General features: G+C 58.8%; 9 protein-coding genes. 6 read left to right on the forward strand and 3 right to left on the reverse strand.

The features are described 5' to 3' along the window. Positions 1–347 precede the first annotated feature (347 nt). Positions 348–788, reverse strand: coding sequence for a VirK family protein (locus tag AC24YW_RS32465; RefSeq protein WP_487486533.1), 441 nt, complete (start codon positions 786–788; stop codon positions 348–350). Between the two features lie 695 nt (positions 789–1,483). Between AC24YW_RS32465 and AC24YW_RS32470 the strand changes: the two genes are divergently transcribed. The 6 genes from AC24YW_RS32470 to AC24YW_RS32495 all read left to right on the forward strand — a co-directional run bounded on the left by AC24YW_RS32470 (position 1,484) and on the right by AC24YW_RS32495 (position 10,303). Beyond that, positions 1,484–2,449: a hypothetical protein gene (locus tag AC24YW_RS32470; RefSeq protein WP_487486534.1), complete on the forward strand. Its 966-nt coding sequence runs from the start codon at positions 1,484–1,486 to the stop codon at positions 2,447–2,449. A 1,996-nt stretch (positions 2,450–4,445) separates the two neighbouring features. Beyond that, positions 4,446–5,135 (forward strand): response regulator, encoded by a 690-nt coding sequence (locus AC24YW_RS32475; protein WP_172787695.1) that lies wholly within the window; start codon positions 4,446–4,448, stop codon positions 5,133–5,135. A 69-nt stretch (positions 5,136–5,204) separates the two neighbouring features. Continuing rightward, positions 5,205–6,617, forward strand: coding sequence for a type II and III secretion system protein family protein (locus AC24YW_RS32480; RefSeq protein WP_404546122.1), 1,413 nt, complete (start codon positions 5,205–5,207; stop codon positions 6,615–6,617). Between the two features lie 9 nt (positions 6,618–6,626). Further along, positions 6,627–7,289: a CpaD family pilus assembly lipoprotein gene (locus AC24YW_RS32485; RefSeq protein ID WP_404538207.1), complete on the forward strand. Its 663-nt coding sequence runs from the start codon at positions 6,627–6,629 to the stop codon at positions 7,287–7,289. A 131-nt stretch (positions 7,290–7,420) separates the two neighbouring features. Further along, entirely contained in the window at positions 7,421–7,555 is a 135-nt protein-coding gene (locus AC24YW_RS32490) for a hypothetical protein (RefSeq protein ID WP_404538205.1), read from the forward strand. Between the two features lie 315 nt (positions 7,556–7,870). Beyond that, positions 7,871–10,303 carry a hypothetical protein gene (locus AC24YW_RS32495; RefSeq protein ID WP_487486535.1) on the forward strand — a complete coding sequence of 811 codons (2,433 nt, stop codon included), beginning with the start codon at positions 7,871–7,873 and terminating at the stop codon, positions 10,301–10,303. Between the two features lie 361 nt (positions 10,304–10,664). Here AC24YW_RS32495 and AC24YW_RS32500 read toward each other — a convergent pair whose 3' ends face one another. Then, a complete protein-coding gene (locus AC24YW_RS32500) occupies positions 10,665–10,814 on the reverse strand; it encodes a hypothetical protein (protein WP_246708926.1) in 150 nt (49 codons plus the stop codon). 823 nt (positions 10,815–11,637) lie between these two features. Then, entirely contained in the window at positions 11,638–12,378 is a 741-nt protein-coding gene (locus AC24YW_RS32505; RefSeq protein WP_404538199.1) for a GH12 family glycosyl hydrolase domain-containing protein, read from the reverse strand. Positions 12,379–13,226: the final 848 nt, after the last annotated feature.

Below are 13,226 nucleotides of genomic sequence, written 5' to 3' on the forward strand. Positions count from 1 at the left end.
AACGCGAGCCCGCGGCTGGATCGACTTGGAATGTTCTTACGATGACCGGAGACTGCGTGAGGGCGTCCTTGGCGAGTTCATCTGAAGCGTTCAAGTGAGAGCCTTGCTCCCCCCATCCGACGACTGCCTGAACCGCCGATCTTCCAATCCCTGATATCGAATCTAGATCGGCGGCCCTCATGAGTTACCTGAGCAGCACGTTCGTGCAACTTGATCCTCGCCCGACGAAACGACCGTCAGAAACACTCTGATCGTTCCTGACGATCGAAAGGATCCGTATCCGTGCGAAGGTGTCCGCGCGATTAAAGGATTAAGTCCTTGAAGCGCCCCCTGCTCTATGCTCTTCGTTACCAGATGAACTTTGCGCCATCCGGCAGTTCGCAGATGAATTCGCCCTGGTTCACGAGTTCGGTGGTCCCGACGACAAGTTTCGAGGCTCGCACCGTCAGCTTGCCTTCGCGGCTAAGGCTATGGCGGATGTACTCGGTCACGGCATGTCCGGAGCTGTCGACCGTTTGATGAGCATTGGCGAAGCTGATGCCGTTCTGGACGGTCACCCTGAAGGCATTGATGACCAGACCGGCTTGCGTCGCCGACGCAGGCTTGCCACCCTCCGCTGTGCTACAGCGGCTCATGTCTAGTATGAGCTTTACATTCTTACCCGCCTGGAGGGCACTAAGCACCTCGGTGTATTTCGGCGAGGGCTCGTCGGCTCTCGCCGGCGCGCTCGCGGTCGCGGCCGAAAGCAAGGACAACAGGATCGTTAGTGCTCGGCCAGTAAACTTCATATGCTCTTCTCCCTCGATAAGTACCGCAGATTGCGCTTTTAACGACGTCGTGCTCGCAAGCCACTTGTCTGATTCCAGACAAACGCGCGCTCGCGCCTGTACAAAAGCAGCCTGTCGCAATGAGGCGCAAGTCGCTGTGATAGCTATTCCGACATCACAACCTCGTAGGTCAGGTTTGCCGAGGTGGCTTAGCTTCGCGCACGTCGACTACAACGATTTGATCCAGCCTCGTCCTCCGCTTGGAAACAACAAAACGGAAGCCCGTTGCGCTTGTCCGTCGCAGTCCTAACGGGCGAGAGAATGCAGTTCTCACATCTGCATAAAGAGACGATCTACGAAAGACACTCGACCACCGGCAAGCGCCAGTTCGCCCGTCTTGCTGTGCAAGGGCCGTCTCCCTAGATGAAGCGTCCGCAATGAGGTGGTGGAGCGAACCCGACGCGGCGGTCCGAAAAAGCTCACCCAGCGGACCCGATCTCGACCTGATCGAACACCAATGCCGGAAGGCACAAGGCAGCACCGTATTATGATCCGTCGCTTCGGGCGGCTTCCGTCCAGCTGTGCGTTCGCCACGTTGCCTGAATCTATTCGATTCCTTCCAGAGCTAAATGACCTCCTTCCTGGTCCGTCAGCTTCTCGAAAGCTGCACCTGCAACGATCGACGCCGACCGCCTGCACTTCGAAGGGAGACGGAGATGAATGTTGATCCAGGAAATGCCGCAGACACTCCCTTCCCGCCACAGGAGCCGCGCCGGGTCCACGTGCCCCAGGATGAGCTTAACGCCCAGATCAGCGCGCCGGCGCACAGTTCAAACGACCCAGCAAGCTTCGAGCAGCAGCTGCATGACTTGACTCTAGACGATGTAGATTCGGTCTACCCAACCTCGGCTTCACTCCCCTTAGCGGCACCTTTCGCCGCCGCCAGCTCCTCGTCTGGGCCAGGCGCGGCGGCCTCGGAAACCAGTCGCTATCCAGCCCCATCATTTGTCGGCGCGCGCGCCCAGCTTGCGGCAACGCTAATGGGCGCCACGCTCCAAGAGCTCAAGAACGAGATCGCCCTCGCCGAAAAGCAATCAGCGCGATGGACGCCAGCGGCGGACAACAGTGTCGACCGGGATCGCATTTACGACAATATAGCGGCATCAACATATCTCAAGCTGCATCGTTTCCAGAACCAGGACAGCGATTGCAAACCGCGCACGGAAGCCACGACATCTGCAATATCACACGTTCGTAACACGGCGCGAGATCATTCGTCCATTGGGGACCCTCTGGAGCGATATCCCCTGGACCTGGCACGCCAGGCTGGATGGCATATGCGCGGTCAGATCGCTTCTCCATTCGTGTCGTTGGTCGAAGACCCTTCGAAACTCAGCGTTTCCCGCGACCACTGGTCGAGAGCGATCGCAAACAATGCCAACACGCTGCATACCTACGTCGTGCCGAAGTCTGCGGTGTGGACGCCCGACGACGTACTGAGCAGTATTGGCCTTGCAATGAATGTGGAGGATAGCGACAACATCGATGGGGATGTGGATTTGATGTGCTCGCTTGGCAGAACGCCAACTAGTGAGACAGAGCGCTTGTTCCTGGGCGGCAATTTGGAAACCTATCGTGTCGCCAGCGAAGACAATCCCTTCAAGCGGAAGACTGGAGAGTAACGATTAGTCCAACTGGCGACTGCGCCATGCTCGTAGGTCCCTTAATGCTGACTAGATGACCACCCGAAGGAAGGGTCATCCCCGCGAGCCCGCTTCACGAACAACGATAATGGCTTGGCCACAGGCTCTGATACCTATCCCTTGACCCGTGCGAGGGAAGAAGGGGCGCCCACATCGCAAGAGGTACCCGACATTGTGGCGGAGGACACACACGTGCCATTGTTTGTTCTTCCCCGGCCTCATTCGAGTGCTGCGGCCTCCTCGCATCGATCCAGCCGCCGCCGACACCATTCGGAAGAACGTTCAGACGACGCGAGCCGCTAAGGCCGCGCATCGATCGTTTCCGCACCTCGACCTGCCATTGATGGTGCGATCGATCCCAAGAGATCGAACAGGATCGTATCAAAGATCAAGTCAATAAAGTCTCACTCGCGCGGCAAGCCGTGCCGCAGCACAATGGTCTATTCGCCACCTGGATGCGTTCCATCAAAACAATCGATTTTGCCGATCTTGCCTAAAAGCTCCATAGTCGCTCGTGATGCATGGAGGCAGCATTCAAGAATGTCGTTTCGCAACCCTTCCAGTCCCTTGCCTGTTAAAACAGCTCGCGAGCTCCGGCGGCTGCATCGCAGAGGTTAGCTCCTGCGCCTCAGATCGCATTACGGGGCGCCACTGTCCCCCTGCTGAAATCGCACGCACGAAGTCGACCGCACGACCGCGACGTCACACCTAAAGGGCCAGCAAAGACCACCGCCTTCACACACTGTCATCGCCTTTGACTCAAGCTAAGCTTTGATTTGGACCGACGATATGCTCATGACATTGAGGAGATGGACGCGCGCGACGCGCAACTCGATAGTTTGGTTAGGACGTGTCGTCATGGCCAAAGAGTCCTTGCGAGTTCAAGAGCACTGCCACGGACCAGCGGTCAAAAGCACTTGAACCTCACCTAGCGTCAGATTGTAGGATTTCTGACAACCGCGACACCGACCCCGCTCGCGTGAACTCTTCCTGACAGGTAGCAAGAATTGCGAACGTCTCAAAAGAACAATGCTCCGCTGCGCCGCCAAATCATGCTGCTGGATAGCTCCTCTCCAGGACCAGCGTCCCACATCGCCCATGTGAAGATCAAAGGATGCAGCGCCGATGCTATCCCAAGCGAATCAAGATGCGCCGTGCGAGAAGAACGCTGGCAGCGGCTATCTCGGCCTTGCGGGACACACTCCAACTCCGAAGTCGAGATCCGATCGTTCTGGCGCCGTGCACTCCGTGAGGCGAAATGGTTCTGGTGTAGGCACCGGGATCTATGCGCGATGGCAAAACTGTGGAGCTCGTTTCTGCAATGGCTCGCAGCTTTCGCCGGGCTGCGCCGTATGCGGGGACCTCGGGCGCGTCAGAACTTAAGCACGGTTGACACCTTGCGTCCGAACAATTCCGAGCGAGAGGGTGCTCTTCCGACCGCGAGGGGCATTGATCGTTTCGGCGTGCATCTCGGCCTGTGAAGCCAGTGGCCAGCTGCCTCGCGTGAGGTGTCCATGAATACCGGAAAGACTTGCACTGTCGTGACTTCACGACACGACAGGCTCGACAGCCCAGCAAGACTGGCCGCAGACCAAGACGAATTGGGGAGTTTCCATGTCGGTTTCGCTCATCTGTTCAGCCACAAATCCGATCGTCTCCCGCGCTTTGGTTTCGCTTACGCGGCTCGGCGCGATTCGTACTGCGGGGGCCGGGTCAGTGCGTGCAAGAACGGCCGCGATCGGCCCACGGACGCTTCAGCGGGCTGCCGCGGTTGCCAGTCTCTTAAACAAAATCAGATCTGGCATGAGGGGCATCTTGAGCGGCGCCGACGCCGTAAGCAGGCCACAGCGGTCCGCTCCACCCTCTCGTTTCGGCTGTTCAAACTCACACCAGTCCAGCCTCCTCTCAGTCCCATCGAGCCCCACGCTCAACCGTGACGCGCTCAGGTCTTCGTGGATGGACGAGAGGCAATGAAATGCGAATTCTTCTGGTTGATCATCATGCGGACTTTGCCCGCCACGTGAAGGAAGTGCTGCTAAGTTGCGGCTTCGCCGTCGACGTAACACGCACGCTGGATGAGGCGGCGGCCGCGCTCGATTGCGCGAACTACCACATGGTCCTGCTCGAATCGGCTTTGCCCGATGGCGACGGATTGGACTGGCTGAAGCAGTTGCGGCGCGAGGGACGGTCAATGCCCACCATGATGATGAGCAGTCTCAATGATCTCGGCCGGCGGATTGCGATTTTCAATGCGGGCGCGGATGATTTTCTGCCTAAGCCCGTGTCTACCGACGAACTCATTGCTCGTATGCGAGCGATTTTACGACGGTCAACGCAAATGACGGCGCCGGTGGTGACATTCGGGAATCTGCATTTCGATCCGATCGCGCGACAGGTATCGGTCGGTGGTCGTATCCTCAGAATTGCGCGCCGGGAAGTGTGCATTCTTGAACATCTGCTCAACCGAGCGGGCCGTACCGTACCGCGCGCATCGCTTGAAGATAGCTTGTATGCATTTGACGACGAAGTCTCGACCAATGCGCTGGAAGTCGGGATCTATCGCTTGCGCACGCATTTGAGCCAGGCGGGTGCAACGCTCAGGATCAAGACCGCGCGCGGTGTCGGTTACACCCTTGAACTCATTGGCGCAGCCTCGGCTGCCTAGCCAATCGAACCTGAAAGCGATACTCCCTTGAACATCGTTGACAATGCCGCCTGCGCTGATGAGCCGTCCATGGTGGCAGGCCGCTCGCACCATGCCACTTTTCACCGTCTCTGCTACGCCCTGTGCGCAGTCGCTCTGTTATTTCCGTTTGCTGCCACAGCTCAGACAAAGCGAGATGGCAAAGCAGAACAGCCACGCGCGGGATCTGGCAGCAGCACTGGCACGCTTAGCCTTACATCCTCGCAGGGCAAGACAGTTCATCTGACGGGACCGGCTGCGAGCATTTTTGTCGCGGACCCGGCGATTGCGGACTATCAGGCGCCGTCGAACACCACGATCTTCGTCTTTGGCAAAAAGTCGGGACGGACGAGCCTGTTCGCCCTGAACGACAAGGGAGAGGCGCTGGCTGAGCTGCGTATTGTCGTTACTCAACCGATCGAGGATCTGCGGGCCGCGCTGAAGGCCGAGGTCGGCGACTATCCGATACAAGTCAGCTATACCCCCCGCGGCGCGATTCTTAGCGGGACCGCGCCCAATGCCGATGTTGTCGAGAACGCCAGGAAGGTCACTGAGCAGTTTCTTGGGGCGGGCGCGCTGGTTGCCAACAAGATACAGGTCGCTGGCTCGTTGCAGGTGAATCTCAGCGTACGGGTGGCAGAAGTCTCCCGCAGCGCAGTCAAGGATCTCAATATCCACTTCACTGCCTCCGGCCCAAGCGGCGCTTTCCTCATTAGCGGCAAAGAGGGGGGGTCCGGCGCGGCCGGCGGCGGCGGCACAATCGGTATCGGGGTTAGCGCCGGCAATACCAACCTCAGCGCTGTTCTCGACGCCCTCGCGAGCGAGCACCTCGCCTCAATCCTGGCTGAGCCGAATCTGACGGCAATGTCCGGCGAAGCCGCAAGCTTTCTCGCCGGCGGAGAATTCCCGATTCCAGTCATGCAGGACAATCGACAGGTTTCCGTCCAATTCCGGCAGTTCGGCGTGAGCCTGGAATTCGTCCCGACTGTGCTTAACAACAATCAGATCAATATACGTGTGAAACCCGAAGTCAGCGAATTGTCGAGCGAAGGCGAAGTCAGAATCAATGGCATGGCGGTCCCTGCACTCTCGACGCGACGCGCGAGCACCGTTGTCGAGCTCGCCAGCGGTCAGAGCTTTGCAATCGGCGGCCTCATCAGGCGCAACTTCAACACTGACATCCGCGAGTTTCCCTGGCTCGGCGATGTGCCGATCCTAGGGGCGCTGTTTCGCTCCTCAGATTTTCAAAAACGTGAAACCGAGCTGGTCATTATTGTCACGCCCTACATCGTGCGGCCGGCATCGAACCCAAACAAGATGAGTGCGCCGACGGACCGCATCTCACCTCCGTCAGACGCGGGGCGCATTTTGACGAACACGGTGGCCCGGCCGCCGCGGGACCGCGATGCGCCTCGCACCAGCGCACCAGGATTGACCGGCAGCGCCGGCTTTATCATCGAATGAGGATCGTCAATGACCTTACGACATTTGTGTCACTTGATCGTTATTGGGACAACATTGGGCGGCTGCGCAAATAGTGCCTCGGTCCATCTCGGGCCGGCTGAACAAGCAATACAAGTAGAGCAGAAGAAACGTATCTTGTTCCTGCAGAGCCTACGTGGCTCCGAAAAGCGTCAGCTGCGGAGCTTTATCGCGAACGTCAGCGGCGGCCGGCGGGATGCACTCCACGTGGATGTCACCGGCTCACCCAGGCTCATTGCCCAAGTGGCGCACGAGGCCCGCGCCATGGGCGTTGCTCCTTATAACATCCGCCTGTCCGCTTCCCCCGTCGATTTGCCGCTCCGTTCCGGCGTGAGGATCGAGGCGATCACCTTTGATGCCCATCCTCCGATCTGTCCGTCGCTTTTGATCGTCGGACCAGCCGTGAACGACAATTCGTTCGAACCCACGCTTGGTTGCTCGACCAAGAACAATCTGGCAGTTATGGTAAACGATCCGCTCGACCTGCTGGATAATCGGTCTGTCATCACAAGTAATGGCGATCGCGCCGCCATTCCTCTGGCCAACTACGGTACCTTCCCCCCGCGTAACAAGAGCAACGGAGAAGAGGGACCAGGTACGGGAGCCCCGAACGCGGCGGGAACGACAGCACCGAATGTACAGCCGCTCCGATAGCAGTTTTTGGCGAATGTCCGGAAATCAACACCGCTGCCCTCCATGTGGTCAGCAAGGAGAGACGAGTCGATCGTGACGCGCAAAGCCGCGCTATGGTTTGGGAGTGGTGACGATCAAGCGCAACGTGCCGCATGGCTCAGATCGAGAACGGGTGGTGGATCTTGTTCACCCGCACCAATGGATCTCGTCCGGAAATTCCACGTCGCCTGCGCGTGCTCAAGAAGGTCGCCATCATCACCCTGAGCGCTTCGACAGTGAAACCGTGACCGGACCTGCTTGTGCGAGATCGACGCCGGAAGAGAGAGTTTGCGATCTATGGGGCGTGTCCAAGAGGGTGACTTAGGCGTGGCGACCACCGGTCGTTTGACCCCACGGCGTTATGACTAGGGAGCGCCCATTTCTAGCTCCATTTCAGTAACCCGCTCGGCAGCTGGTTTGCATCATCGTCGTCCCATCCAATCGATGGAATGTCCCGCCGGCCGTATTCCCCTTTCATTCTACCTTTCCGCCTGGCCACGTCAGATTTTGGAAAGCTAACGTGAGTAGCGGAGTAACGAGAGAACGATGCCAGCGGACTGACCATGGACCGATTCAACACGATCAACCCAGCCGATAAAGAGTTCACTGCGTCAGACGCGACCGTCGAACAGCCGGAGCAGCCGAATGCTGCGTTTGAGCAGCACCTGGCAGGCGTGCGAGAAGCGGGCCCCGTATATCCTCACGCAGCGCTATATGATGTCACTGAGGAAGACGATCGCCTCATCCAAGCGGCGTCGGCCGCGGCTCTCGATCGAGGGCAGCCGCCGAGTAAAACCACCGTCGAAATGTATGATCGTCGGCTTCGCAACTTGGCGGACGCACTGAAGAAGTCTGGCAAATCAATTTCTGGGCTGGATGACGATACGTTGAGCCGCTACGCTGAGAAGCTGCTGCCAGGCGATAAGATCATCGCCCCAGCATTGTCAATGGTCAGTCGGTATCGCGAGCCCGACGCCAACGCTGGCCCCCTCTCAACACATTATCGTCCTTCCAGGAAAGATGAGAATCTCATCAGGGACGCCGCCGAGGCACGCTTTGGTCGACGGATCGGCAAGAGTCGGGCCGAGGGCTATGCGAGCGCTCTGCGGAAGTTGGCGGCAGCGCTCCGCCCCCTGTCCATTGCCGAGCTCAATGATGATAAACTGCTTGGCCACGCGCACAAATTGTTTCCGAATGACAGGGCCCTCATCGCCGCCTTGAACGCCTTTCGCGACTATCGCGCGATCAGGCAGAACAATTTGGGCGGGGAAGGAGGCAGTTCGCGCAAGGTCACTCAGCCGTCCGCTTCCTCGCCCATGCGGCCGGCCGATGAGCAGCCGACAGGAAACGTTGCGGAGGGGCGCGGCTCATTGCCGCCCGGGTTCAATGCTCCGCAGGTCTGGCATGGAGTGGGGTTAGCCCATTCTCCTGTACAAAGTGTCGTCCAGGATGTGCTTTTCGATGCCGCGGATGGCGAGCACCTCTTGCCCGCGACAATGCTTGGGCCAACGGTCAGTTCAATGCCCCAATCGCCGGTGCAAAGTGTCGCTCAGGAAGCCCTTTTCGATGCCGCGGACCGCGAGAAGCTCTTGTCGGGGGCGACCTCCGATGCACCGGTGTCTTGGCCAAGGATGAGTTCCACTATCCACTCGCCGGTGCAAAGTGTCCCTGAGGACGCGCTTTTCGATGCCGCGGTCCGCGAGAACCTCATGCCGGCGCCGACCTTCGATGCACTGGTGCCTTGGCCAACAATGAGTTCAAACATCCACTCGGCGGTGCAAAGTGTCCCTCAGGAGGCGCTTTTCGATGCCGCGGATCGCGAGAACCTCATGCCGGCGCCGACCTTCGATGCACTGGTGCCTTGGCCAACAATGAGTTCAACCATCCACTCGCCGGTGCAAAGTGTCCCTCAGGACGCGCTTTTCGATGCCGCGGATCGCGAGAACCTCATGCCGGCGCCAACCTTCGATGCACTGCTGCCTTGGCCAACGATGAGTTCAACCGTCCCCTCGCCGATGCAAAGTGTTGCTCAGGAAGAGCTTTTCGATGCCGCCACTTGGCAGGCGAGCTCGAGGGAGCCGAATTCCGCCTCTGAAGACCACTTTCGGCAGATGATGAACGAAGGCGCTGGGGCTCAGACCACGCTTGAGCAGACGTTCGTGGCAGCTGGCGAGCCCTTTGATGCGTCTTTGAGCGTCCCCGAAGATTTCTCCCATGGGACTCAGGCCCCGCCGAATATGATGCACAGGCTTCGCCGCTGGGGCCTCTTGCCGGATGCAGCACAGCGGGTAAAGGCCTACGATATTCGAGGTGAACGCTATATGGCCGTCTTGGGACCGGGAGGACTTGATGATGTTCAGCTCGTCCATCTGCGGTCGCCCGCTGTCGGTGATACGTTCGATGTTTCGTTCGCCGTTCCCAAGAATTTTTCCCATCGCACCCAGCTGGCCCCCGACATGATGCTGACCACCTTGGGCCAGTGGGACTTCTTGCCTGTTGCGGAACATCCAATCATGAACTTTGAGATCGGCGGCGAACGCTACACGGCCATATTGGGACCGGCAGGGCCCAAGGACGTTCAGCTCATTCATCACCCTCGGCCCGCTTTGCCGGGCGAAGCTACGCCTGCGGCACCGAGGACTCGCTCAGATATCTACGGCGGTCTGGCGCCAGGCCTTGATTCGGCGGCTCCCTTTGAATGGAGCGGGGACGCTCCCTCGGTGCTGGCGCCGAACCTTCCTCTGTCGTCTGCCGCACCTGCATCAGGCCATCAGCCAGTCCCGCAAGCGCCTGAACTGGGAGAGTTCTTGGGCGACGGATGGACGCACGCCTCCCAAGAGGCTTCGCCCGCCGTGATCGACACTCTGCAGAGTCTAGGCCTTCTGCCGAGCCGGGACGTCCCAATGACCGCTTTTTTTATCCACGGTCAGCTCTACACGGCAGAAAGCCTACCGGGAGGCCGCGTTCTTCTCTTCCATCAGCCACAATTTGGCTGAATGAGGGGCTCCTCGGCACCTCGGACAGCTCCTCCTTCCTGATATCTTAGATGGACGCTTCAACGATGCCGGGCGATGAGCAAATCCGACCTTTCCAGTGCCACCATGATCTCAAGAAGCTATCAATCAAGTAAGCATTCGGCAGCACGGCGCTCTGCAGAGCAAGTGGTCGAGGAGCTCGGCCATTTGGCTTTGCCCTCACAGATCCGGTCAGGCGGCTTTCCCGCACCCGGCTCTTCCCGAGGGTAACCCGCGTCATATCCGCGCCTGCGCCCATGTGCGAGTGATGCGTGGAGTTGGCAGGCGGAAGCGTGCCGTCAGGGTCTCGAACTCCGGCCAGCCCATGCGCCGACTTTTCTGGCTACGCGGTCTCAGACAACATCCAGGTCGGACGCACTTCGCGGTGGAAGCCGTCGAGCGCTGGACAATTGTGCGGCCTGCCATAATAGCCATAGTGTGCGCGCAGAACGGCGGCGAGCCACTCGTGCTGCGTTGCCAGTGGCGCGTGCATGAGCGCTAGGCCTCCTGGCGCAACGCCGTTAGCTTGCGCGTCAGGCGTTTCCCTTCCGTCTTGTGCTTCACGATGAACCGGCCATCTCGGTTCCGCCCACAGTAATGGGTAAAGCCGAGGAAGGCGAAGGTCTCTGGCCGCCGCTCGCCGCCGCTGACGCGAGAGAGCCGCGAACCGGCCAAACTCGATCAGCCGCGTCTTGACCTCATGAAGCATCAGGCCGAAGCCGGCCAGCCCCGCCTTGAGGGCAAAGAGAGCATTTCCCGCGCATCTGCCTTGTTCTCGAAGCCCATGAAGAAGTCGTGCGCGTAACGCACGATCACGATAAGACCGCGTGCGTGGCGATGACGCCATTTCTGGGTCCAGAGATCGGGGATTTAGTGCAGGAAGATGTTGGCAAGGAGCGGGCTGATGCCCGCCGCTTGCGGCGTGCCCCTGTCCGTCTCTTGCTTCTCGCCGCTCTAAAGAACGCGCCTCGCAGCCACAGCCCGATGAGCTGCAAGATGCGAGGATCGGCGATCCTGTGCGCCCCCATCCGCAACAGCCACTCGTGGTCGACCTAGTCGAAGAAGCTGGGTATGTCGGCATCGAGCACCCAGTTCACGTGCTGGTTCGTGATCACCGTATGCACAGCATCAAGCGCCATGTGAGGATTCAGCCCCGGCCGGAAGCAGGCTCCCCTCGGGCTGGTCCCTTCCCTCGATCGTCCCTTACCTTCGACGACTTCACAGGTAGTATGGACCAGTCCGACTCCCGACCTCAGCTCGAACAACGGCTCTGGCACTGCCTTTGCCGCTGTCCCCGCTCGTAGGTCCCAAGGTAGTCACTTCGAGATTACAGCCCAATGATTGACGTCGAAGGTTTGTCCGCCTGGGGACGAGGTTATCTCAACGCCGTATTGGACGCTGCCGACGATTATGTCGCCGAAGTATCCTTTCGACTTTATCCATTGCAGGATACTCTTGATATCCACAGTCTCGCTGTTGGTTTTGGAGCTGCGCAGAAACGAAATAACCTTGTGTTTGTTCCAGCCTTCAAACACGTTCCAAGTGGCTCCCCCCACATTCACGCCTGTGTAGACTGGAATCGCGGCGGTCCCTGAAGAGTTATACTTGTAAGAAATGGGCTTAACATCACCGCTTCCGTCGGGATTTCCGGTGTAGTTGGTCCAAAGCATTATCTCATAGGCATTTGAGCTATCCCAGATATCGTAGGCGAAGTTCCAACGGCCGCCAGTCGGGACGCTCTGGTTAAAGCTTGACCTGAGGTCGTTGATCGCGCTCAGCGGTTTCCCGACATTGAAAGCTCCGTGGGGATAGCTCTTAATGCCATCAGTGTCAGGTTGATTCGACCGCACGCTCCATTGATTGATCGAATACACTGAGATCGTCTGAGGCCCAACACCTTGACCATATACGTCGTTGTTCCAGGAATAACCATCAAGGGAAAAAGTACCATACTGATCGCTCGAACTCCAGATCGGCGCTTTTGCGGATGCTGGGAATAGCGCAATCATTGTCGCCAAAGGAAGCGCAAGTACGTTAAGAGTCGACAATGCAGACATTCTAATCTCCACCTCAGATCTGCCCTCCAGCGAACGAGCAGCAAGCAAAAGTGAGGCCAGTCAGAGAACGGCGAATCTTCTTCCTTGTCTTGATGACGTACGGAGCGCCGCGCACCTGCTGCATGCCCTCCGGTCGAGCCACTCGGCCAGATCGTCCGCCACGCAATTCGAACCATTGTCACTGAGCAGCCTTGGCCCGGTGCGATGCTCACGCGCTGGCCCGCCGAGCCACCACAGCGCGTTCTGCAGACCTTCGGCCAAGGCGACGAAGCTATAGCCCCAAGACTGGTAGTCGCTTCACGTGGCTCGGGCATCAGCTTCGGATCGCAGGCAGCGCGGGCACGACTCGCCGTCTTGGCTGACTTCAATCGGAAGCCAGTTCAGTTTCTGCGGAGAAAAATCTCGTGTTCCGAGTCCGGCGGCCCGATACTGGCTGTGTAGTTCACGTCCCCGAGAGCGAGACTTTTCTTTGGCTCAGACACGGATGGCAGAAGCTTGTGCAAACCCATTCGCAACTTGAGTTCTTCCGGCGCCCACTGATCTCCGTGCTGAAAGCTCGGGGGCACATAAAGAGACAAACTTGGCAACGGCTGGTTGCGCCGCACTTGGGCGCATAAGTCGAAGATGTTGAGTTGAAGCCGTCATGTCCCCCCTCCGAACGCTTAAAACCACTAAAGCTGACTGCAGAAGGTCAGCGACAGGAAGCAGCGCGGGCGCGGCCTGGCGCCTACCGACTTGGGGGGTTGGCTAAAGGCACTATCCCTGCCGCCCCGCGCTGCCGTTGAGTTTAGCGGAAAGCGTGACTCGGCGCTGACCGTTCTGGATAGATAGCGCTGTCCCTGCCACGT

The sequence above is a fragment of the Bradyrhizobium sp. USDA3516 genome (genome assembly GCF_057651995.1).